The 21,603-nt window shown below is 60.9% G+C and carries 20 protein-coding genes; 8 read left to right on the forward strand and 12 right to left on the reverse strand.

Annotated features, from left to right (window positions below):
- The first annotated feature begins 175 nt into the window (after positions 1-175).
- Both fdxA and dapC read left to right on the forward strand, forming a co-directional pair.
- Entirely contained in the window at positions 176-496 is a 321-nt protein-coding gene (gene fdxA / locus QZ540_RS00635; protein ID WP_005505213.1) for a ferredoxin, read from the forward strand.
- Between the two features lie 193 nt (positions 497-689).
- A complete protein-coding gene (gene dapC / locus QZ540_RS00640; RefSeq protein ID WP_294626920.1) occupies positions 690-1,829 on the forward strand; it encodes a succinyldiaminopimelate transaminase in 1,140 nt (379 codons plus the stop codon).
- A 114-nt stretch (positions 1,830-1,943) separates the two neighbouring features.
- Here dapC and QZ540_RS00645 read toward each other — a convergent pair whose 3' ends face one another.
- The 7 genes from QZ540_RS00645 to dapD all read right to left on the reverse strand — a co-directional run bounded on the left by QZ540_RS00645 (position 1,944) and on the right by dapD (position 8,875).
- A complete protein-coding gene (locus QZ540_RS00645) occupies positions 1,944-2,882 on the reverse strand; it encodes an amino acid ABC transporter permease (RefSeq protein WP_294626922.1) in 939 nt (312 codons plus the stop codon).
- On the reverse strand, positions 2,879-3,562 hold the full coding sequence (locus QZ540_RS00650; protein ID WP_294626924.1) for an amino acid ABC transporter permease: 684 nt from the start codon (positions 3,560-3,562) through the stop codon (positions 2,879-2,881). The genes QZ540_RS00645 and QZ540_RS00650 overlap by 4 nt, the downstream gene beginning before the upstream one ends.
- Positions 3,563-3,582: 20 nt before the next feature.
- Complete coding sequence (locus tag QZ540_RS00655) at positions 3,583-4,413, reverse strand: glutamate ABC transporter substrate-binding protein (protein ID WP_294626926.1); 831 nt, start codon at positions 4,411-4,413, stop codon at positions 3,583-3,585.
- A gap of 15 nt (positions 4,414-4,428) precedes the next feature.
- A complete protein-coding gene (locus tag QZ540_RS00660; protein ID WP_294626995.1) occupies positions 4,429-5,193 on the reverse strand; it encodes an amino acid ABC transporter ATP-binding protein in 765 nt (254 codons plus the stop codon).
- Positions 5,194-5,567: 374 nt separating this feature from the next.
- Complete coding sequence (galE, locus tag QZ540_RS00665; RefSeq protein WP_049341848.1) at positions 5,568-6,581, reverse strand: UDP-glucose 4-epimerase GalE; 1,014 nt, start codon at positions 6,579-6,581, stop codon at positions 5,568-5,570.
- A gap of 201 nt (positions 6,582-6,782) precedes the next feature.
- Positions 6,783-7,667, reverse strand: a complete 885-nt coding sequence (locus QZ540_RS00670; protein WP_294626929.1) for a DUF4253 domain-containing protein — start codon at positions 7,665-7,667, stop codon at positions 6,783-6,785.
- A gap of 242 nt (positions 7,668-7,909) precedes the next feature.
- Positions 7,910-8,875, reverse strand: coding sequence for a 2,3,4,5-tetrahydropyridine-2,6-dicarboxylate N-succinyltransferase (gene dapD, locus QZ540_RS00675; protein WP_294626931.1), 966 nt, complete (start codon positions 8,873-8,875; stop codon positions 7,910-7,912).
- 101 nt (positions 8,876-8,976) lie between these two features.
- On the opposite strand from dapD, the gene dapE reads away from it, so the two are divergent.
- From dapE to QZ540_RS00695, 4 genes are all read left to right on the forward strand, one after another.
- Positions 8,977-10,155, forward strand: a complete 1,179-nt coding sequence (gene dapE / locus QZ540_RS00680) for a succinyl-diaminopimelate desuccinylase (protein ID WP_294626933.1) — start codon at positions 8,977-8,979, stop codon at positions 10,153-10,155.
- Positions 10,156-10,260: 105 nt separating this feature from the next.
- Positions 10,261-10,641 carry a taurine ABC transporter substrate-binding protein gene (locus tag QZ540_RS00685; RefSeq protein WP_294626935.1) on the forward strand — a complete coding sequence of 127 codons (381 nt, stop codon included), beginning with the start codon at positions 10,261-10,263 and terminating at the stop codon, positions 10,639-10,641.
- Positions 10,642-10,646: 5 nt separating this feature from the next.
- Positions 10,647-12,017: a hypothetical protein gene (locus QZ540_RS00690; protein WP_294626937.1), complete on the forward strand. Its 1,371-nt coding sequence runs from the start codon at positions 10,647-10,649 to the stop codon at positions 12,015-12,017.
- A 183-nt stretch (positions 12,018-12,200) separates the two neighbouring features.
- Positions 12,201-12,578 carry a twin-arginine translocase TatA/TatE family subunit gene (locus QZ540_RS00695; RefSeq protein WP_294626939.1) on the forward strand — a complete coding sequence of 126 codons (378 nt, stop codon included), beginning with the start codon at positions 12,201-12,203 and terminating at the stop codon, positions 12,576-12,578.
- A gap of 74 nt (positions 12,579-12,652) precedes the next feature.
- Here QZ540_RS00695 and QZ540_RS00700 read toward each other — a convergent pair whose 3' ends face one another.
- From QZ540_RS00700 to QZ540_RS00710, 3 genes are read right to left on the reverse strand one after another with little or no spacing between them, the layout of a single operon-like run.
- On the reverse strand, positions 12,653-13,855 hold the full coding sequence (locus tag QZ540_RS00700; RefSeq protein WP_294626941.1) for a P-loop NTPase: 1,203 nt from the start codon (positions 13,853-13,855) through the stop codon (positions 12,653-12,655).
- Complete coding sequence (locus tag QZ540_RS00705; RefSeq protein ID WP_294626943.1) at positions 13,852-14,775, reverse strand: DUF1003 domain-containing protein; 924 nt, start codon at positions 14,773-14,775, stop codon at positions 13,852-13,854. Before QZ540_RS00705 ends, QZ540_RS00700 begins: the two co-directional genes overlap by 4 nt.
- Positions 14,768-16,096: a magnesium transporter MgtE N-terminal domain-containing protein gene (locus tag QZ540_RS00710; RefSeq protein WP_294626946.1), complete on the reverse strand. Its 1,329-nt coding sequence runs from the start codon at positions 16,094-16,096 to the stop codon at positions 14,768-14,770. The genes QZ540_RS00705 and QZ540_RS00710 overlap by 8 nt, the downstream gene beginning before the upstream one ends.
- 248 nt (positions 16,097-16,344) lie before the next feature.
- Here QZ540_RS00710 and QZ540_RS00715 point away from each other — a divergent pair, with 248 nt between their 5' ends.
- Positions 16,345-17,352, forward strand: coding sequence for a hypothetical protein (locus QZ540_RS00715; RefSeq protein WP_294626948.1), 1,008 nt, complete (start codon positions 16,345-16,347; stop codon positions 17,350-17,352).
- A 171-nt stretch (positions 17,353-17,523) separates the two neighbouring features.
- Here the strand turns inward: QZ540_RS00715 and QZ540_RS00720 are convergent, their stop codons facing one another.
- Positions 17,524-19,059, reverse strand: coding sequence for an aminopeptidase P family protein (locus tag QZ540_RS00720; RefSeq protein ID WP_294626950.1), 1,536 nt, complete (start codon positions 19,057-19,059; stop codon positions 17,524-17,526).
- Between the two features lie 216 nt (positions 19,060-19,275).
- Here QZ540_RS00720 and QZ540_RS00725 point away from each other — a divergent pair, with 216 nt between their 5' ends.
- Positions 19,276-20,247 carry a PHP domain-containing protein gene (locus QZ540_RS00725; protein WP_294626952.1) on the forward strand — a complete coding sequence of 324 codons (972 nt, stop codon included), beginning with the start codon at positions 19,276-19,278 and terminating at the stop codon, positions 20,245-20,247.
- Positions 20,248-20,806: 559 nt separating this feature from the next.
- Here the strand turns inward: QZ540_RS00725 and QZ540_RS00730 are convergent.
- The gene (locus tag QZ540_RS00730; protein ID WP_294626954.1) at positions 20,807-21,598 is read right to left on the reverse strand and encodes an S-layer homology domain-containing protein; all 792 of its coding nucleotides are present in this window, start codon (positions 21,596-21,598) and stop codon (positions 20,807-20,809) included.
- Between the last annotated feature and the right edge of the window lie 5 nt (positions 21,599-21,603).

A 21,603-nucleotide genomic window follows, 5' to 3' on the forward strand; every position in this document is an offset into this window, starting at 1 on the left:
GCGACTGTCTGATACACCACGAAAATACTGTTAAACAGCCAGCGCGCGATAGACTATACACAGACTTCCCCGCCGGGTACCGAATACTCGGCGGTTTACTCTGTAGATTTTGCCCTGCAGCAGACGACCCGCAGACCGGCGGGCACGGGGCGAACAGCTTCTAGAAAGGCACATCATGACCTACGTAATCGCGCTTCCCTGCGTGGATGTCAAAGACCGCGCATGCGTTGAAGAATGCCCTGTCGACTGCATCTACGAAGGTGAACGCACCCTGTACATCCACCCGGATGAGTGCGTGGACTGCGGCGCCTGCGAGCCCGTCTGCCCCGTAGAAGCAATCTACTACGAAGACGACGTTCCCGAAGAGTGGAGCGAATACGTCAGCGCCAACGCCGACTTCTTCGACGACCTGGGTTCCCCCGGCGGCGCAGCAAAGCTCGGCCCCACCGGCAAGGATGTGCCCTTCATTGCGGCACTGCCCCCTCGTGGTGAGTAATCCCTGCGGCGAGTAATTACGGTATAACCGCATAGACGAATGCACCCGATAACGGGTGCCAAGAGCCTCCATCACAGCACCCGGTGCCCACGCACCGTCTAGGCGCTGGAATGGAGGCTCTTGCCATAGGCACGCCAGCGCACGGACGCTAGACTAAAATGACGAAACTATTCCCAAGCAACCAGGTGACACAATGACTTACGGCCTGAACCTGCCCGAATACCCCTGGGAGGCGCTTGCCCCCTACCGCGCAACCGCAGCCGCCCACCCGGACGGTCCGGTGGACCTGTCCATCGGCACCCCGGTCGACCCGACCCCGCAGAACATCCGTGAGGCGCTGGCGGCTGCCTCTGACGCTCCGGGCTATCCGACCACTCACGGCACCCCCGCCCTGCGTGAGGCTATTGCCGAGTGGTTTGAGCGCCGCCGCGGTGTGAAGGGTCTGAGCCCGGACGCAATCATGCCTACGGTCGGTTCGAAGGAGCTCGTGGCGTGGCTGCCGTTCCTGCTGGGTCTGGGCCCGGGTGATGTGGTCGTGTACCCGCGCGTTGCGTACCCCACCTACGATATGGGTGCCCGCTTTGCTCGCGCTGAGTCTGTGCCCGCCGACAGCCTGGACGAGCTGGACGCTGACACCCGCAGCCGTGTGAAGCTGATTTGGGTGAACTCCCCGGCGAACCCGAACGGCGTGGTACGTACCGTGGAGCAGCTGCGTGAGATTGTGGCGCAGGCGCGTGAAATCGGTGCCGTGGTGGCATCCGATGAGTGCTACGCGGAGCTCGGCTGGGGTGCTTGGGATGAGGCGCGCGGCGGTCAGCCGGTGCCGTCCATCCTGGATCCTCGCGTGTGCGATGGCGACTTCACCGGGCTGTTTGCCGTGTACTCGCTGTCGAAGCAGTCGAACCTCGCCGGTTACCGTGCCGCGTTCATTGCCGGCGCCCCCGAGCTCATGCCGAACCTGATTAATAGCCGCAAGCACGCCGGCATGATTGTGCCCGCCCCGGTGCAGGCCGCCATGATGGTGGCGCTGGCTGATGAGGCGCACGTGGCGGCGCAGAAGGACCGCTACCGTGCCCGCCGCGAGGTGCTGGAAGAGGCGATTACCGCCGCCGGCGGCCGCATCGAGGACTCTGAGGCTGGCCTGTACCTGTGGACCACTTTCGGCGAGTCCACCTGGGAATCGATTGGTCGCCTGGCGGAGCTGGGTATTATTGCTGGTCCCGGCGTGTTCTACGGCGAGGACGGCGAAGGTTACGTGCGCATCGCCCTGACCGCCTCCGACGAGGCTGTGGCGAAGGCTGCCGAGCGTCTGAAGGCATCCGCCGCCAAGTAAGTCAAGCTAACTAGCCTGCATAGCAGAAAGCCCCCGCACCCTCCCGAAAGGGGAGTGCGGGGGCTTTGCTGTATTTGCTTATTGCCGTTGGCTGGGGAGCCCGAACGAGAAGGGCTACTTGCGGCCGCCGGGCAGAACGAACATCTGAACGGTCGGCGGGTTCGGGTTATCCAGAGCGTCCGGAATCAGGTTTCGGGTCACCTTCGCGGAGGTGCGCGACGCCAGCCTGTCCGTAATGCCGGTTGCTACAGCCGTCAGAACAAAGTTCACCGTCACGAAGAGTGCCGCCGCCAGAATCAGGGTCTGCAGCACGTTGCCGTCACCGGAACCGATGCGTCGCGCCGAAGCGAGCAGCTCGGGGTAGGAGATGATGTAACCGAGTGCGGTGTCCTTCAGAATCACCACGAACTGGCTAAGCATCGAGGGCATCATTGCGGTGAACGCCTGTGGAAGCAGGATCCGAATCAGCGTCTGGGTCGGGGTCAGACCGATCGCAAGACCCGCCTCGCCCTGGCCGCGAGGAAGCTGCTTCACGCCCGAACGCAGCAGCTCAGCAATCACCGAACCGTTGTACAGGGTCAGACCAATGACCACGGCGATGAAGGGCAACTGGGCCGGTGGAAGACCGCTGTACTTGCCCAAAAAGAGCCAGAAGAAGATCATCATAATCAGCACCGGCACGGCGCGGAAGAACTCCACCACCACGGTGCCAAACCAGCGGATAACGCGGTACTGGGAGAGTCGAGCAATACCGAAGACCACACCGAACGCAACCGAGGTAACCACCGAAACCGCTGCCGCCGACAGGGTCGAGGCAAGGCCCGGCAGGTAGTAGGAACTCCAGGCGCGGGCGGTGAACAGATCAGTCCACTTTTCTGCCTCCAGCTGCCCCTTCTGACCCATCACGGTCAGCACATACACCGCAAACAGTGCGAAAAGGACTACCGCAGCAATGTTGAAGATGCGGATACGACGCTGCGCAATAGGACCCGGCTCGTCGAAAAGCACCGAAGAAGCGGCGCGGGTGTCATTACTGATAAAAAGGTTTTTCATCGCTTCACCGCCAGCTTACGGGATGACCAGGTGGTCAACGCACCAATGGGAACAACAATGATGACGAAGTCCATCGCAAACATGATGAAGATAGCGAGCACCATGTTCGCGTCGAACTCAATCATGGATTTCATTAGCCCGGAGGCCTCCGCCACCGACGCGACCGAGGCGACAGTGCTGTTCTTCGTCAACGCAATCAGAGTATTGCCGAGCGGGGTAATGGCACCGCGTAGAGCCTGAGGGAAAATCACCAGGCGGGCGGTGTCGAAGAAGCCTAGACCGATAGCGCGTGCTGCCTCAGCCTGACCCTTCGGCACGGTGTTCACGCCCGAACGGATTGCCTCGCAAATAAACGCCGAATGGTAAATCGACAGGGCAATGACCGCGTACACGAAGAAGTTCGTGTCGAAATCGTGCGAGAAGGAGAGCTGGAACTGCGTCCACACACCCAAAATGGCGAAAGTCATCATGATGGTGAGCGGAGTATTACGGACAGTGTGCACATAGGCGGTGCCCACCCAGCGCAGGGACGGGACGGGGCTGATGCGCATGAGCGCCAGCACGGTACCGAGAACGAACGAACCAATAGCCGCCCAGAAGGTCAGCTGAATATTGGTCATGAAGGCGCCAACCACATCGTACTTGGACAGGAGGGTGCCGAGTTGGTCAAAGAATGACATTCGTGAACCTCTCTAGAGGCCTAGGCGCAGGAGGTGCCCAGGTGCGGCGGGTTGGTTTCGGTGTTGTAGTGGTAGCCGGTGCCTTCGGTGTACTTGGTGATGAGTTTCTCCCAGGTACCGTCGGCAACCATCTCGTTGATGGCGTTATTCACGGCCTCGCACTTGTCGGTGCCCTTGGGTAGGCCCACGCCGTAGCGTTCGGTCGTGAAGGGGGAGCCAACCACTTTTAGCTTGCCCTTGTTCGCTTTGGTGGCTGCCAGACCGGCGAGGGTAATGTCGTCGGTGGTGACGGCGTCCACCACGCCGCCGTTGAGGGCTACCACGCAGTCGGAGTAGCTGTTCTGCTTGACCAGGTTCACGTTCTTGGCGAACTTGTCCTGCACCTTCTGAGCGCTGGTGGAGCCGGTCACGGAGCAGAGATTCTTACCGTTGAGGTCGTCCGGGCCGTGAATATCGGTGTTGTCGGCACGCACGAGCAGGTCCTGACCTGCGGTGTAGTAGGGGCCTGCGAAGTCCACGGTCTTCTTGCGGCTTTCAGAGATGGAGTAAGTCGCAAAAATCATGTCTACCTGACCGGTGTTGAGCATGTTTTCGCGGTTAGCGGCGGGGGATTCGACGAACTCAATCTGCTCTTCGGAGTAGCCGAGCTTGCCGGCGACGTAGCGTGCCACCTCCACGTCGAAGCCGGTGTACTGGTTGCCGTCCTGGTAGCCGAGGCCAGGCTGGTCTACTTTGATGCCGATGCGGATCTTATGGTCGCTGTCTGCGCTGGAGCATCCGGCGAGGACGCCGGTCAGAGCGAGGGATGCTGCTGCGGCGAGTGCCGCGAGCCTACGTGAATATTTTTGCATGTCGGTCCCTCCGCTTTAGTGGTTGATGATCTTGGAGAGGAAGTCCTTGGCGCGCTCGCTCTTCGGGTTGGTGAAGAACTCGTCCGGGTGCGCCTCTTCGACGATCTCGCCGTCGGCAAGGAAGACGATGCGGTCCGCCGCCTTGCGAGCAAAACCCATTTCGTGGGTCACCACAATCATGGTCATGCCTTCTCTTGCGAGGGAGACCATGGTGTCGAGCACTTCGTTGACCATTTCGGGGTCGAGCGCGCTGGTGGGTTCGTCAAAGAGCATGACCTTGGGCTTCATGGCGAGTGCGCGGGCGATGGCGACGCGTTGCTGCTGACCGCCGGAAAGTTCAGCGGGCATCTTGTGCACCTGGGAATCCACGCCGACCTTTGCGAGTAGGTTCATGGCTTCTGCTTCTGCCTCTGACTTGGACATTTTGCGGATTCGACGGGGTCCAAGGGTTACGTTATCGAGGATGTTCTTGTGGGCGAAGAGGTTGTATGACTGGAAGACCATGCCGACTTCGGCGCGGAGCTTGGCGAGGGCGCGGCCTTCTTCGGGTAGTTCTTGTCCGTCAATGGTGATGGATCCGCTGGTGATAGTTTCGAGGCGGTTAATGGTTCGGCAGAGGGTGGATTTGCCGGATCCGGAGGGTCCGAGGAGGACGACGACCTCACCTTTTCCCACGGAAAGGTTGATGTTCTTCAGAACGTGGTTGGTGCCGTAGTACTTGTTGACGTCGGCGATTTCGATGAGGTTTTTCTGCGCTTCGGGAGCTGCCTGTGCGGACATCATGAACCCTTTCACGTGAGGTGCGTCTATGATGCGGGTTGTCTGTATGCTGAGTTTTCAGCTTACGCCTCAGGCGGTTTCCTGTCTGCAAAATATTCACTTTACTGTGTAAGCAATGTGAATTTTTAAGCATGAATGCATAGTTATAGTATTTTTGACGTAAAAATATGGGTCAAAAACACCCCATCTTCACAAAAGGCTCTGACTAGGGAATATATTCTTCCCTTTCTCTACGCACTCACGAGGTGTCAACTGCCTTTGGGGAGGTAGTCACGACTTGGTAAAAATTTCGAAAAAAGCGCACAAAAATGCCCGATAGGTGAGATAACACCTATCGGGCACTCTTCAACACCCCTCACACGGGGCTAAAAAGCTTAAGCTTCGTAACCGTTGGGGTTGTTCTTCTGCCAGTTCCAGTGGTCGCGAACCATGGTCTTAATGTCGCGGCTAGCGCTCCAGCCCAGATCCGCCAGAGCAGAAGAAGGATCAGCGTAAGAGACCGCAACGTCACCGGGGCGACGATCCACAATCTTGTACGGCAGCTCCTTACCGCATGCCTCCTCAAACGCGTGCAGAACCTGCAGAACCGAGTAGCCGTTACCGGTACCCAGGTTCCAGGTGTGCAGGCCGCCGTGCTGGGTGATGTAATCCAGCGCCTTCAGGTGGCCGTCAGCCAGGTCAACCACGTGGATGTAGTCGCGCACACCGGTACCGTCAACGGTCGGGTAGTCGTTACCGAACACGTTCAGGTGCTCGCGGCGGCCCACAGCAACCTGCGCGATGAAGGGCACCAGGTTGTTCGGGATACCCGCCGGGTCCTCACCGATACGGCCGGACTCATGTGCACCAACGGGGTTGAAGTAACGCAGCAGAGCGATGTTCCACTTGGAATCGGACGCAGCCAGGTCAACCAGCATGTCCTCAATGTGCTCCTTGGTGCGGCCGTAGCAGGACTGCGCATCCATGTTCATCTTCTCAATCAGAGGCATGGACTCGGGCTCACCGTACACGGTAGCGGAGGAGGAGAACACGATGGAGTGGCAGTCAGCCTCGTCCATTGCGTACAGCAGGTTCAGGGTGCCAGCCACGTTGGTCTGGTAGTACCACAGCGGCTTCTCTGCGGACTCGCCCACAGCCTTCAGGCCCGCAAAGTGAATCACAGCGTCGGGGCGAACCTGCTTGAAGAGAGCCTTCATACCTTCGAGGTCGAGCAGGTCAACCTTGTGGAACTCGGGGGCGCGGCCTGCGAGTTCAGCGACGCGCTTGAGGGACTCCTCGGAAGAGTTTGCGAGGTTATCCATGACGACGACGTCGTGGCCTGCCTTGAGCAGTTCAAGTACAGTGTGGGAACCGATGTAGCCGGCGCCGCCGGTAACGAGTACCTTCATGATGTCCTTTCGGGCTTTATATATCCGGAAAAAGCGCTCCGGATGGGGGACAAAAGCTGTTGAGCTGTATCTAATAGTACAGCTGTGCACGGGGTGTAAGTACTGCGGGACACTGTGCGCTTGTGCACTCTGGTGTGAGCACGTGGGAGACGTTATTGAGGTGTGTCGACACTCGCTCCCACCTCGCTGTGTAGCTCGCCTCTAATCCCACCAGAAATACCACTGGCGGCTCTGGTGAATAAACTCCGCCAGCTGCTCAACATCTTCAAACACCTGGAACGGAAGATCGGAACAAAACGCGAACTGCTCGACCGCCAGATTCTTCGCCTCGACCGGGTCGGTGACGGGGCGTTCCACCAGAAACTCCAGGCAGTCAGCACCGTCAAGAGCCGCCGGGATGGCACCGTACTTTTCACGCCAGTAGTGGGTGAACGCCAGCTGCGTTTCGGCGTCCGGGCAGTCATTCCAGCCGCCGAAGGGCAGATACGCGGGAATATCTGCGGGGTCATCGGTCGGAATCTGTAGCAGGAGCATCTCGCCTTGATCCTCCTCATCCACAAGCTCATAGCGGAGCAGGGCACAAAGACACGGGGCGTCAGTTTCGGGCTCTTCATCGGGCAGAAAATCGGAGCTCATAAACTCGCCCATAAGTTTGTTGAGGTTGAAGTCGTCCGGGTCGTCCTCGTTAGCCTCTTCGCCGTCGTCCATAACCCGGCGCAGCTGCCGGGCAATGGCGGCACTACCGTACTCTTCGGCGGAGGCACCGCCTCGGGCGGTACGGTAACGCTCCAGAACTGCACGGGTGCAGGCACTCACCTGCTCGGGGGTGAGAGTCTCAACATCGTCAATAATGTCGTGCTCAAGGGACACCGCAATGACCATGCTTTCAAGCACCGTATCGTTCAGGTTCAGGAAGAAGGGGACGAACCCCTCCGTGCGCCCCAACTCTGCCAGCTCATCGTAACGAGCCATGGCATCAGCGGCAGGAGTGCCCGCCGGAATACGCTCGTGCGGGTAGGGGAAGAGGCGCGTAAAGTGCCGGTAGGTTTCGCTCATCGTCGACTCTGACTTAGCTGATTCGGGCATCTGAGTTCCTCTCTGAACTGTGCGGGTGGTCAGTCATGGCGGGGCGGTGTGCCTGGTACTACCAGCCTAACGAAAACCCGAGCAGCCCGCCCTGAAAATGGTCATCGTAGCCGCCGCGGATGCACGCCCAGCCCGTAAGAGCGGCGGAGAGGGAGCACAGGGCACAGAGAAGGGGTCGGGATGCTTCACACATCCCGACCCCTAAAGTTTGCAAAGGCGACCCGTATTAGTCCAGGTGCAGGCTAGTTCAGGTGCAGCGCCTCGTTCAGCTCCACGGTGTTCTTCGCACGCGGCAGAACCTCAATCGCACCGCTCAGCGAATTACGGCGGAACAGCAGGTTCGATACGCCGGACAGCTCCGCAGCCTTCACCACGCGCGCCTCCTGACCGGGCAGCAGAACGCTCACACGCGAACCGGCGGTCACGTACAGGCCCGCCTCAACCACGCAGTCATCGCCCAGGGCAATACCAATACCGGACTCCGCGCCCAGCAGGGAACGCTCACCAATCGACACACGCTTCTTGCCGCCACCGGAGAGAGTACCCATCGTGGAGGCGCCGCCGCCCACATCCGAGCCGTCGCCCACCACAACGCCCTGAGAAATACGGCCCTCAACCATTGAGGTGCCCAGGGTACCGGCGTTGAAGTTCACGAAGCCCTCATGCATCACGGTCGTGCCGGACGCCAGGTGCGCGCCCAGGCGCAGACGGTCGCCGTCGCCAATACGCACGCCGGCGGGAACCACGTAATCCACCAGGCGCGGGAACTTATCAATGTGGCTCACGCTCAGGTGGCCCAGCTTGCGCAGACCAATCGCGAGCTTCTGGAACTCGGCAGCAAGCACCGGGCCGTGGTTGGTCCACGCCACGTTCGCGAGGGTACCGAACAGGCCGTCCAGGTTCAGCTCGTTGGGGCGAACCAGGGTGTGGGAGAGCAGGTGCAGACGCAGGTACGCGTCGAGTGCGTCTTCGGGTGCCTCATCCAGGTTGATGGAGGCGGTGCGTACCTCGGTGCGGGCGTTGCGCGCCGGATGCTCAGCGACCAGGTCTTCCAGTTCGTCCGCGATAGACAGGTCGGGGGTCTGGGTCAGGGAGGGGGCAGGGAACCAGGCATCCAGGACGGTGCCGGCGTGCTCGCCGGAGACAACAACATTGACCAGTGCGACGCCGGAGGCGTAACGGGGAGTGTTTTCAGACATGCCTTCCATTATAGTTTTGGGGCTTGGCGCCCCTTCAAGACCGTCTCATATGCTCGATAAGGGCGCTGCGCTCGCGGGTGTGCGCGCGGGGGAACCTGTAAGGTTGAAGGATGAGCGTTTCCCCGAATACTTCTGAACGTCACCCGGTCCCGGCGCCGCCCCTGAACTTGGACGTGTCCATGCCCGAGCTGACGCGTGCCCTGCTGGATCTTGAGTCGGTTTCCGGTAACGAGCGAACGATTGCTGACGCCGTGCACACGGCGCTGTCGTTCTGCCCGCACCTGCACCTGACCCGTGACGGGGACGCCATTATTGCCCGCACCGAATTCCCGCCGCTGCCCGGCGCTGAGGGGGAGCGCACCCGCATTATTCTTGCCGGTCACCTGGACACCGTGCCCCTGCCCACCGTCGAGGGTTCCCTGGGTACCGTGCCAGCCACGGTGCGTGAAGAAGAGGACGGGTACGTGCTCTACGGCCGCGGCGCCACCGATATGAAGGGCGGTGTGGCGGTTCAGCTGAAGCTTGCCGCCGAGCTGACCGCGCAGGACACCGACTATAACCTGACCTACATTTTCTATGACAATGAAGAGGTTGCGAGCGAGCTTTCCGGCCTGGCGCGCCTGATTCGTAACCACGGTGAGCTCATCACCGACGCCGACTTCGGTGTGCTGCTTGAACCGACCAACGGCACCATTGAGGGCGGCTGCAACGGCACCATGCGTTTCTTCGTGCGCACCCGCGGCCTTGCCGCCCACTCGGGTCGCGCATGGCGCGGCGAGAACGCGATTCACGCCCTGGCACCGGCATTGGCGGCGCTCGCCTCCTACGAGCCGAAGACCATCGCGGTGGAGGGCCTGGATTATCGTGAGGGCCTGAATGCGGTGCAGATTTCTGGTGGCGTTGCCGGTAACGTGATTCCCGATGCGGCGGCAATGCACGTGAACTACCGGTTCGCGCCCGATAAGACCCTGGACGAGGCGGTTGCCCACGTGCGTGAGGTCTTCGCCGGTTACGAGCTGGACTTCGTGGACCTCTCCCCGGCGGCTCGCCCCGGCCTGGACACTCCGCTGGCGGCATCCCTCATTGAGGCGGTGGGCGAAGAGCCCCAGCCCAAGTACGGTTGGACGGATGTGGCGCGCCTGAGCGAAATCGGAATCCCGGCCGTGAACTTCGGCCCCGGTGACGCCCTGCTGGCTCATACCGATAACGAGCACGTGAGCTTTAGCCAGCTGACCCGCTGCCACGCGGATTTGCGTGCCTGGCTGCTCAGCGACCGCGACGAAGACTAGCCAAGATGGTGACTAGTCGCGGCGCTAATTCTGCCGGTGCTGACGCTACTATTTGAATTTAGGTGACCGTCAGGGGTTGACGGTCCTGCATGATATGAGATTGACATGAACTTTCTTCTGATTCTGCTTGCCCTGCTGATTGTGGGCATCACAGCGCTTTCCGTTGTGGCGCTCGGTGGTGAGCGTGCCGTGCCCGGTGCCGCGTTCTTTAGTGGCGTGGGCCGTGACGGCCTGGGCACCTTTGACCGCGTGGAGGATTTGAGCTTTATCGCTCCTCACGTCGGTGCTCCCGAAGATGACAAGGCACTTGAGAACGCACCCGCCGCGGAGGCTGCCGCTTCGACCACAGAATCTGCGGATGCTAACGTGGCTGCCGCTGAGCCGGTTCGCCGCGGCGCGGTTCCACTGGCTGACGAGGCTGAGAGCACCTTGAGCGCGCATGACTTTGTGGAGAAGCGAAAGAACCCGCAGGCTGAGGGGAACTAACGCCCGTGAGTGTTTCGCCTGAACGTAATAGTGCTTCCCCCGCGCATTCCCCCTCACATTCCCCCGCGCAGGATGCTGCTACCCCCGCCTCCGACAAGGAGCAGAGTGAGTCTTTTGATGAGCTCCTGACCTGGGCGTACACCGCCGCCGGTGAGCGCCTGCACCGCGTGGGGGAGCGTCTGCGTGCCCTGCCCGCGTGGCTGTCGGTGCTGCTGATTTACGGTCTGTCCCGCGTGTGGGGTTTCATCGTTTTTGCCGTGGTCGGTCAGCAGCAGTTGCGCAGCCCCTGGGGTCAGCACCTGGATTATTTGTCGTTCATTAGCATCTGGGATGCCGGCTGGTATGAGCAGATTGCGGTACAGGGTTATCCGAGTGAGCTGCCGGTGAACGCGGCGGGTGTGGTGCAGCAGAATCAGTGGGCGTTTTACCCGATTTTTCCGCAGCTTTCCGGTGCTATTAGCCATGCGACGGGCATCGGGTACTACCCGGTGGCGGCGACGGTTGCTCTGCTTGCCGGTTTCGCGGCGGCGTGGGTGATTTACCTGCTGTTTGAGGCGTCGTTGAAGGCGACCGGTTTCAAGAGTGAGGAGTCGCCTTCTGCGCTGTCCATGTGGGCTGTGGCGCTGGTGTCGTTCTTGCCGGTGGCACCGGTGCTTCAGGTGCCGTATGCGGAGTCGCTGAACCTGGTGTTCCTTGCCGGTGCGCTGCTGTGCCTGGTTCAGGGACGCTACGGTCTGTTGGTTCCTGTGGCTGCGTTGGCGTGCCTGTCCCGTCCGGTGGGTGTGCCCCTGGGCGCGGCTGCCGGCCTGTGGTGGTTTGCGTGCTGGGTGCGTTCGAGCCGCCAGTCCGGCATTGGCACGGCGTTTGTGCGTCATCTGGGGCAGCTGGTGAGCGCCCTGGTGGTGTGTGCGTGTGCGCTGGTGTGGCCTGCGATTGCGTGGTGGGCTACTGGTCGTGTGGATGCGTACACCGCCACGGAGACGGCGTGGCGCGGTACGCATTTGGCGCCGATTCAGCCGTGGCTGTCTCAGGGTTACCTGTACTTTGGGTATGCGGCTCCGGTGCTGCTGACTCTGCTGATTTTGGGTTTTATTGCTCTGTGTTTGAGCCCGCTGGCGCGTAGGGTTTTGGCGGCTCCGCTAAACCTGTGGTGCCTGAGCTATTTTGCGTATTTGATTCTGTTTTTGAATCCGCAGTCGTCGACGTTCCGCCTGTTGTTGCCGTTGTTCCCGCTGGTGATTGTGGTGGCGGCGGCGAGCCGTTCGCGGGCGTATCGTTGGGCGCTGTTGGTGGCGGGTGCGTGTGCGCAGTGGGGCTGGGTGGGCTGGCTGTGGCATTGGAAGCAGCTCCCCGGCGGTGGAGATTACCCGCCGTAAACCGAATATTGTGTCAGGGGACCGCCGGTGCGCTGCCGGCGGTCTTTTGCCATCTTAGCCGTGGGCGCAATGCCCCTCCGTAGCGCGGTATCGCACGCCTTCTGCTTGTCCAGAGCTTAAAGACACGTCCAGAAAGCGCCGCGGGTTCGGCGGTGCTGGCTCGGAACTGATAATCTATATTCTGTGTTTGGTATTAGTGGCACCGAGTTGATTATTTTGGCCATCATCACGTTCGTGGTGATCGGTCCCGAACGCATGCCCGAATACGCCCGACAGATCCGTGAATTCGTCAAGACCGTGCGCCGCATGGCGTTCGACGCGAAGGACGACTTCAAGGAGGCCCTGGGCGAGACGGGTCTGGAAGATATTAACTGGCGCCAGTACGACCCCCGCCAGTACGATCCGCGCGTGATTGTGAAGCAGGCATTCGCTGAGGATGACGCCGAGCGTGAGCGTGAGGCGAGGGAACGTGAAGAGGCGCTGCTGAAGGAGAAGGAGAAGGCTGAGAGCCGTTCCCTTCCGCGCGGCGCGTACGCCCCCTTCGACGTGGACGCCACCTAAGATTTTGAGATGAAAGAACCCCGCACCGGTGATGGTGCGGGGTTCTTTCTATATCAGCTTATAGAGGCTCAAACCTAGACGAAGAGCGGCAGGCTCTGACCCGCCCTCGACTCGCCAGACTGCAGTAGCTGCGAGGCGATGGACTGGATTTCCTCGGCGGTGGGGGAGTCGGGGTGACCCCACACGACGGGCATGCCGTCGTCGCCGCCGGTGCGCAGGTTCACATCCAAAGGGACCGAGCCGAGCAGCGGTACCGGGTAGGAGAGCGCCTCCGAAAGACGCTCAGCGAGCACCTGACCGCCGCCAGAACCGAACATGTCGAGCACGGTGCCGTCCGGCAGGGTCATTGCCGCCATGTTCTCGACCACGCCCACAACCTTCTGACCGGTCTGCAAGCTCAGGGTGCCGGCACGCTCCGCCACATCCACGGCGGCGTGCTGCGGGGTGGAAATGAGCACCAGCTCCGCATTCGGCAACAGCTGAGCCATGGAGATTGCAATATCGCCGGTGCCGGGCGGCAAATCGAGCAGCAACACATCCAGGGCGCCGAAATGCACATCCATAATGAACTGCTCCAGGGCGCGGTGCAGCATGGGGCCGCGCCACGCCACCGGCTCGTTGCCCTTGAGGAACATGCCAATAGAAATCACGCGAATAAAGCCGCCGCTGACCTTCTGCTCACCCCAACGCTGGGCGGGGGCGGGCACATCCACGGTCGGAGGAAGAATCAGGTCATCCAGGCGGGTTGGGGCATCGGTAATACCGAGCAAACCAGGGATGGAGAAGCCGTGCACATCCGCGTCAATAATGCCCACCGCAAGCCCGCGCGAAGCGAACGCGGCGGCAAGATTTGCGGTCATGGAGGACTTACCCACACCGCCCTTACCGGACACCACGCCGAACACGCGGGTCAGCGAACCGGGCGCGGTAAACGGGTTAGAACGCTCCGGCTTGAGCATCGAACGCAGGGCGGAACGCTGCTGCGGGTTCATCGCACCCACCTGCAGCTGCACGCGCTCAATACCCTCAACGGTGGCGGCGGCGTCACGAACCTGCTGCTCGATGGTGTTCTTCAGCGGGCAACCCTCAATGGTGAGCAACACCGTCACCTGCGCCCAGTGGCGGCCGGGAATCGGCTCGCCCTGCTCATCCAGTTCAGGATGCACGAGCGCAGTCTCAACCATGCCGAGCTCCGTAATGGGGCGGCGCAGCTCGGGGTCTTCAACGCGGGCAAGCGCCGCGTAGAGCGCGTCCTGTAGCGGGTTATCAGCGCTCACGGGCGGCCTCCCTCACGGGTGCGCTGTGCCTGCTGGGATTCACGGCTCTGAGGCTGGCTCAGATCGCCGCGGTGGGAATCCTGCACGGAGTCCTTCACGGAGTCCTTTGCCGGGCGTTCAGCTTTGTCAGAAGACTTCTCGGTACCGTTCTCGGCGCCCGCAGACTCCTTCTGCTCAGGGTTTTTCTCGGAGCCCTGCTCCTCAGCGTCTTTCTCTTCACCCTCGGAAGTATCGATATCGTCGATTGCCTCCTCCAGGTCCTCAATGTCCTCACTGATGTCCTGCAGCTGCTCGGCGTGACGCTCCTGCTCCTGCGCAATGTTCTGCAGTTCCTCAAGAATGTCACGCAGCTCGCTACGAACGAAGTCACGGGTCGCAACCTCACGCAGAGCAATACGCAGCGAAGCAATCTCGCGGGTCAGGTACTGGGTCTCCTCCAGGTTCTGCTGGTCACGCTTACGGTCCTCGGATGCCACCACGCGGTCGCGGTCATCCTGACGGTTCTGCGCCAACAGCAGCAGGGGAGCAGCGTAAGAAGCCTGCAGGGACAGCATCAGGGTCAGCAGGGTGAAGTTCAGGCTACGCGGGTCGAACTGCATCTCCTCCGGTGCCAGGGAGTTCCAAGCAAGCCACACGCCACAGAAAATGGTCATCCACATCAAAAACTGCGGGGTACCCATGTAGCGTGCGAAACCCTCGGTCATGCGGCCGAAAGCGTCCGGGTTGGGGCTTGCGAACAGCTTCGGCTTGCGGGTGCCGGGGGTGCTCAGCTGCGAGTCGCTGCGCTGCGGGCGGGAGTCGCCGCGCTCGCGGTTGCGTTCAGCGTACTTCTTCTCCAGGCGGTCCTTGAGGATGCGCGCCTTATCGATGCGGGGGTTCTCTTCGGTACGGTTTGCGTCGCGGCGGTTCGAATCAGGCAAAGCGTCGTCCTACCTTTCGTACGGGAGTTCCATCATCGTAAGTGCGCCAGTCTTCGGGCAGGAGCGCATCGAGCACGTCGTCGATGGTCACTGCGCCTACTAGGCGGTGCGATTCGTTCACAATGGGAACGATGGTCAGGTCGTAGGTTGCCAGCACGCGTGCCAGCTCTTCCAAACTAGCCTGGTCAGAGACAGGCTCAGTGTCGGTATCGAGGATGTGACCGATCGGCTCACTCGGCGGCACACGCAACAGCTTCTGCATGTGCACCAGGCCCAGGTACTTGCCGGTCGGGGTTTCCAAGGGCGGGCGGGTCACCATGACAGCAGCCGCCATCGCCGGAGGAATCTCTTCGGCGCGGATGTGCGCGAGCGCCTCCGCGACGGTCGCCTCGGGGGAGAGGATAATCGGCACCGGGTTCATGAGCGAACCGGCGGTACCTTCGTCGTATTCGAGCAGTCGACGCACGTCGTCTGCTTCGTCGGGTTCCATGAGTTCGAGCAACTTTTCACGCTGGGCGTCGTCCAGCTCGATGAGCAGGTCGGCGGCGTCGTCCGGTTCCATCTCTTCGAGGACCTGCGCGGCACGCTCGTCGTCCAGGTGCGAAAGAATCTGCACCTGGTCCTCGGCGGGCAGCTCCTGCAGAACGTCCGCGAGGCGTTCATCCTGCAGTTCGGCGGCGATTTCGACCATGCGCTTATCGCTCATCTCGTGGATGGCGTCCGCAAGGTCGGCGGGCTTGGAGTTCTCGTGGTTTGCCACGAACGCGGTTGCCGCCTGCGGTTCCACATCGGTGGAGAGCACCGCCTCGTCCCAGTCGACGATGAGGGTCTCCTTGGAGCGGCGGCGCCACGTGCTGGAGCCGGAGCTGACGCGGGAGACGAACAGCTCGGTCACGCCCCAGTCGCCGTTGCGGCGCTGCTCAATGGCGACGTCCTCAATGACGGCGTCACCGCTGCCGTCGAGCAGGCGCACACGGCGGTCGAAAAGCTCACCAACGATGAGGGTCTCAGAGTTGCGCTGTTCGAAGCGGCGCAGGTTCACCAGGCCAGTCGAAATGATCTGTGAAGCGTCGATACTTCGCACACGGGTCATGGGCATGAACACGCGTTTCTTGCCGAGCACCTCAACGATGATGCCGACAACAATGGGTTCGCTGCCCTTGGCGGGGCGGGCGCCCGCAATGGACGCGCCCAGGCCGCGTTTGAGCACGACGACGTCTCGGAGACGGCCGAGGCGGTCACCGAAGGGGTCAAAAACGTCGAGGCCCAAAAGGCGGGCAATGTAAATCTTGCTGGGGGTGCTGAACTTCGAATTGCTCACCTCTCTAGGGTACGCTCCACCGCGGGGATTCGCACTTTGAGGGGCCTATTTGAACAGGTGTTCTTATGCTCCGCTGATGCTACGTGTACGTGCCCTCTACATTCGCTCTATGCCGCGCCCTACGTCTGTTCTATACCGCGTCCCTACGCGGGGTTCTACGCAGGGTTCTACGCCGCGCCCCTACGCTGGGGGGAGAGCACTGACCGGCTCACCCCTCCCTGTTTTTGCCGGGCGGTAGAATAGGAGCCATGACTTCTAACCTGCCGAATATTCCCTCGACCCCGCCTTCTTCGTACTTGGCGTCGCGCCTGGCGCAGGCTCAGGGCAAGCCCCTACCCGCCGGTGAGGCAATCGCCTCCTTCGTTCGTCACGATGATGCGCTCGCCGCCTTTGACGTGCTCAGCGAGCAGGATTATCCGGTCACGGCACTGTACCTGGTCAATGACGGTATCCGCCAGGTGGAGTACCCGGTACAGCCCGGTTACGGTCGTGCCCTGATTTTCTCGGCGATTCAGGGTGCGTCGATGGGCCTGGTGTTTTCGGTGCTGTTGACTCTGACCGGTGACTCTTTTATGTCGGTGGCTCTAAAGTACGTGCCGCTGTCGATTGCCGTGTTTGTGCTCTGGCAGATGTACATTCTGCGCCGTGGCCGCGGGGTTCGATACCCGATGCGTACCGAGGCGATTCCCTCCCGTACCGTGATGTACGCTCTGCCGGAGTACGCTCAGGATGCACGCCGCGTGCTGGGTGCGCATCCTCGCTTCTCGGCGGCGGTTGCGGCTGCGCGTGCGGCGGCGGCCCCGGAAGCTTCGCAGGCGCGTGCCGCCCAGAGCACGGTCTCGATGAACGGCGCCCCGGTTCCGACCGGCGCCCCGAAGGCACCCTCGTACCGTGCGCAGGCGGGTAGTCAGCCGGCACCGAACCAGAATCTGCCCGAGCGTGATACTTCCGCGCAGGATGCGGTGGCTCAGAGCGCGGCGCAGAACATGCCCGCGCCCACCCAGCCTACGCAGATTGTTCAGCCCGCTCAGACTTCCGCGCCGGAACAGGCAAACACCGACCAGGCGAGCGACCAGAACACCACTGCCCAGAAGGCAGAGCCGCAGAAGCGCCCGGCTCAGCGTTTCGGCCTGCGCGTGGACGACCCGGAAGAATACGCGAAGCTGATTCAGCCCAAGCCGCAGCGTCCGACCCCGCGCCCGCAGGGCCTGCACGATAAGTCCTCGCACGATAATTCCTCAAAGGACTCCGAATAACCTCACGCCGCAACGGCGGTAACCGCCCCTAACGGCGGGAAATAAGCCGGGAAACAGGCAGAGAAGCAACATAGAAGACACGCGAAAGCCCCTCACCGAATCACTCGGTGAGGGGCTTTCGCTACGCATTGTCATCAGACCGTACTAGCCGGTACAGTCCGGCGGGAATGGTTAAGCCTCCTTAGAGAGCTTCGCCATCCACTCCTCAATGCCCTCAACGGTGCGGGGCAGAGCAGCGGACATGTTCACGTTGCCGTCCTCGGTGCAGAGCACGTCGTCCTCCAGGCGGATGCCGATACCGCGGTACTCCTCGGGAATGGACATGTCCTCTTCCTTGAAGTACAGTGCCGGCTCAATGGTGAAGACCATGCCCGGCTCCAGCTCAGCCCACATGTACAGCTCAGCCTTCGCCTGCGCGCAGTCGTGCACGTCCAGGCCCAGGTGGTGGCTGGTGCCGTGCGGCATCCATCGGCGGTGCTGGCCGCCCTCAATGGTGAGGGAAACCTCGGCAGAAACCGGCAGCAGGCCCCACTCTTCCAGACGGTGAGCCAGAACCTCCATTGCGGCGTCGTGAATCTCGTGGAACTTACGGCCCGGCTTAGCGACCTCGAACGCTGCGTCAGCTGCGTCCAGCACAGCGTTGTAGACCTTCGCCTGAACCTCGGTGAACTTGCCGTTCACGGGGAAGGTGCGGGTCACGTCTGCGGTGTACAGGGTGTCGTCCTCAACGCCTGCGTCCAGCAGCAGCAGCTTGCCGTCATCGACGGTGCCGTTGTTACGGATCCAGTGCAGGATGGTTGCGTTGTTACCGCACGCTGCGATGGTGTCGTAGCCCAGGTCGTTACCGTCGGTACGTGCCACGGAGAAGAATGCGGTCTCAACGACGCGCTCGCCGCGGTGGTGCGCAACAGCCTTAGGCAGCTCGCGCACGACCTCTTCGAAGCCCTTGACGGTCAGGTCAACGGAACGCTGCAGGTTCTCAACCTCGATAGCGTCCTTGATCAGGCGAGCCTCGGAGAGAGCCACGGCAAGCTCGGAGTCCAGCTTGTCAGCCTGCTCCAGCTCCACGCCGGTGTTGTAGCGGGAGGTGTCAACCAGCGCGTCAACAGCCGGGTCAACGTTGCGGACCAGGCGGATGTTCACGCCGCCCAGGCCCTGGTTGCCGGCGTTCTTGGTGATAGCAACCTCAAGCTCGGACAGGTCGCGGGTACGCAGACCGTAACGCTCGGAGAACTCCTTCAGAGTGGGGCGGGGGCCAACCCAGAACTCGCCGTAGCGTGCATCCGCGTAGAACTCTGCGGTGTCGCGGCCAGCCAGCGGGCGGAAGTACAGGGTGACTTCGTGGTTGGAGCCGTTGTCGCCGGTACCCTCTTCGACGGGCTCGAAAATCAGCACGGCGTCGGGCTCGTGGTCGATGCCCAGACCGGTCTGGTGCGCAAACGCCGAGTGCGGGCGGAAGCGGTAGTCGCAGTCGTTGGAGCGGACCTTCAGAGGGCCTGCGGGCAGGACGAGGCGCTCGCCGGGGAATGCCTTGGAGATCTTGGCGCGGCGCTCAGCGGCGTAGTCTGCTACGGGCTCGCGGGTGTAGCCGTCGTCTTCGGCAGGTGCCCAGTTTGCGGCAATGAATTCGGTGAACGCAGACGCCTTGGGGGTGCTGCGGTGGTCAGTCTTCTGAGCTTCGGTGCTCTTCTCATTGTTCTCAGTCATGGGTTAATCATAGCCTCTTCAATACTGGTGGGCAGGCGTTTTAGCGCTTTTGACCATAAGAGAGGGGGCGGTGGGTCAGAATATATCTTTGACCTGCGACCGGGTGCCCGATATTGTGCCGCCGATATTGGTAGGGTTGAATCAGAAGAGTAGATGACATGCCTTAAAACCCCGCTGAGGTGGCGACGAACTAGCAGGGGCGGGGAAGGAGAGAATATGACGCACACAGAACACCGGAATAGTGCACCTCATGCGAAGCAGGCACCGCGGCCCGCTGAATTGGGCGCGCCTGAAAACCTGAACCCTGCTGGGCGCTACGACCTGCATATTCACTCCGCTATTTCTGACGGCACGCAGAGCCTGACCGAGCTGGTGCCGCTGATTGCTCGCGCCGGGTTGGCGGGTTTCGCGCTGACTGATCACGATACGACGGCTGGGTGGGCGCAGGCTGCTCAGCTGGCGGATGAGTACGGTCTGGATTTTCTGCCGGGTGCCGAGTTCTCTTGCCGCTACCGTTACACCGACGGTGAGGGCCGTGCACGCACGAAGACCATTCACCTGCTTGCTTATGGTTTTGACCCGGTGGGTTCGGAGTTGGCGCACCGTGTGGAGGCGATTCGTGCCAGCCGTGCGGGCCGTGCGCAGGCTATTGTGCAGCGTCTTGCCGCTGACTATCCGCTGACCTGGGATGACGTGTTGGCGCAGGTGGGGGAGGGGAACACGGCGGTGGGTCGCCCCCATATTGCGGACGCGCTGGTTGCCGCTGGCATGGTGGCTGACCGTTCTGAGGCTTTCGCGAAGCTGCTGTACACGGGCAGCCCCTACTATGTGCCGCAGGATGCGCTGGACCCGCTGGAGGCGGTGCGTCTGGTGCGTGAGGCTGGGGGCGTGCCGGTGATTGCGCATCCGATGAGTACGATGCGTGGGCCCGCGTTGAGCCTGGAGTACCTGGGTTTGATGGTGGAGGCTGGCCTGGCGGGTGTGGAGGTGTACCACCGCGAAAACTCCGCGGAAGACCGGGTGCGTCTGCTGGAGTTTATTGAGGGTCAGCGTGCGGCGGGCCGTGAGGTGCTGGTGACGGGTTCGAGTGATTATCACGGCGCGGGTAAGCCGAACCTGTTGGGTGAGAATACGACGGATGCGGCGACGGTGGCGCGTATCCGCGAGCAGCTGGCGGCACAGCACTAAGACGAAAGTGTGGGGCGGGTTCCCTGTAAGGGAACCAGCCCCACACTCTTTTGTGTTGTCCTAAAGTGCCATATAACTATGTGGGTTGTATCGGTGAGTCCTCCAGCTGGCATGACGCAGTCTCAGATAAAGCGCATAACCACGAGGCAGCGAACTGGTATATCAGCTCGTGGGCTAGCGACTGCACTTTCACGGGAGTACGCTCAGACAACCCCTACGGGCCAAGCCAAGAAGTACCCCTAGAAAGAATCCTCGCTTCACTGTGGGGCTTCTATCTTGAAGGTGGAGCCGGACGTCTTAATATCATTGGAGCCAATGCACACGATGAGTGCCAAACACTATATGAGGGAAAGACAAATAAGCCAAAAATTCTGGAAGATCCATGGAAAATTTTCGTTAAATCTCAAATATATAATCCATACAGAATTGAAATTAATGAGCATGTGCGCAAATCAATAATTATTGAGAAGCCCATAGTCGTGGGAGATAAAGGTTTTAATCTCTAGATAGAGATCGGCTCCCTCCACTAGCAAATAGTGGAGGGAGCCATCTTTTTAGATTAGAAAGCACCTCGAATATCAGCTAGGCGCAATACCTCAAAAGCCTGTGTATGAGTGGCTTTAAAAGTCCAAGCTTTGAACCACAAATCGTCGACAGTTGCAACGCCACTAGGTAAATACGTTCGGCCATCCCCGGTAAATTCCAGCCAGACATATGCCCGATGCAGTTCTGAACCATAGGGGAGGTTGTGATGACGCTCCTCCCACGGATATACAGCGTCAGGAGGGTTCTTATCGGGCAGGTTCACTTTCGGGCTACCAGCTAGGCGGTATGCCATGATTACTGTCGTTGTATCATTTGCGGGGGCATCGTAATGGAAATTCCCATCACTCCAACCCCAGGTAATGCCCCGCTCACGAGCCCACATCACCACAGGAAAACGCGGGTCATCAGTCTTAATATCACCATACGGTGACTGAGTCGGAAGATTCTTCACATCAGGAGAACCCGACAGGCGATACAAATACTCCACAAACTGGCCTCGAGAAACAACACTGTCATTCTTGAAAAGCACATGCTTCTGGTATTCGGTAATTAGGCCTGCACATTGAGCCCATTCGAAGACAAGCTTACGGCTAGGTCCGCTACTCTCGTATCCGTAATCTGCTCGGTCGCTGCAGGTTACTGCGGGTTCGTTTGGTTGTGCGATAGGTGTAGCCTGATGGGGCTTAATCGACCCAATGGCATACGCCGGCACGCTACCGCACACCATGGCGCCTGCCAGCAGTACCGTGCCGCCGGCCTGGATGGCCCGCTTTGTGGGGCGGGCGAATAATTGTCGAAGCATCATAGCTC

It is taken from the genome of uncultured Rothia sp. (assembly GCF_916049665.1).
Classification (GTDB): domain Bacteria; phylum Actinomycetota; class Actinomycetes; order Actinomycetales; family Micrococcaceae; genus Rothia.

What these genes read in the sequence shown, in the direction of transcription:
- QZ540_RS00645 (WP_294626922.1), bottom strand. Translation starts at nt 2,882, where the DNA reads ATGAAAAACCTTTTTATCAGTAATGACACCCGCGCCGCTTCTTCGGTG.
- dapC (WP_294626920.1), top strand. Translation starts at nt 690, where the DNA reads ATGACTTACGGCCTGAACCTGCCCGAATACCCCTGGGAGGCGCTTGCC.
- QZ540_RS00655 (WP_294626926.1), bottom strand. Translation starts at nt 4,413, where the DNA reads ATGCAAAAATATTCACGTAGGCTCGCGGCACTCGCCGCAGCAGCATCC.
- QZ540_RS00725 (WP_294626952.1), top strand. Translation starts at nt 19,276, where the DNA reads ATGACGCACACAGAACACCGGAATAGTGCACCTCATGCGAAGCAGGCA.
- QZ540_RS00715 (WP_294626948.1), top strand. Translation starts at nt 16,345, where the DNA reads ATGACTTCTAACCTGCCGAATATTCCCTCGACCCCGCCTTCTTCGTAC.
- QZ540_RS00730 (WP_294626954.1), bottom strand. Translation starts at nt 21,598, where the DNA reads ATGATGCTTCGACAATTATTCGCCCGCCCCACAAAGCGGGCCATCCAG.
- dapD (WP_294626931.1), bottom strand. Translation starts at nt 8,875, where the DNA reads ATGGAAGGCATGTCTGAAAACACTCCCCGTTACGCCTCCGGCGTCGCA.
- QZ540_RS00720 (WP_294626950.1), bottom strand. Translation starts at nt 19,059, where the DNA reads ATGACTGAGAACAATGAGAAGAGCACCGAAGCTCAGAAGACTGACCAC.
- QZ540_RS00685 (WP_294626935.1), top strand. Translation starts at nt 10,261, where the DNA reads ATGAACTTTCTTCTGATTCTGCTTGCCCTGCTGATTGTGGGCATCACA.
- QZ540_RS00670 (WP_294626929.1), bottom strand. Translation starts at nt 7,667, where the DNA reads ATGCCCGAATCAGCTAAGTCAGAGTCGACGATGAGCGAAACCTACCGG.
- fdxA (WP_005505213.1), top strand. Translation starts at nt 176, where the DNA reads ATGACCTACGTAATCGCGCTTCCCTGCGTGGATGTCAAAGACCGCGCA.
- QZ540_RS00650 (WP_294626924.1), bottom strand. Translation starts at nt 3,562, where the DNA reads ATGTCATTCTTTGACCAACTCGGCACCCTCCTGTCCAAGTACGATGTG.
- galE (WP_049341848.1), bottom strand. Translation starts at nt 6,581, where the DNA reads ATGAAGGTACTCGTTACCGGCGGCGCCGGCTACATCGGTTCCCACACT.
- dapE (WP_294626933.1), top strand. Translation starts at nt 8,977, where the DNA reads ATGAGCGTTTCCCCGAATACTTCTGAACGTCACCCGGTCCCGGCGCCG.
- QZ540_RS00660 (WP_294626995.1), bottom strand. Translation starts at nt 5,193, where the DNA reads ATGTCCGCACAGGCAGCTCCCGAAGCGCAGAAAAACCTCATCGAAATC.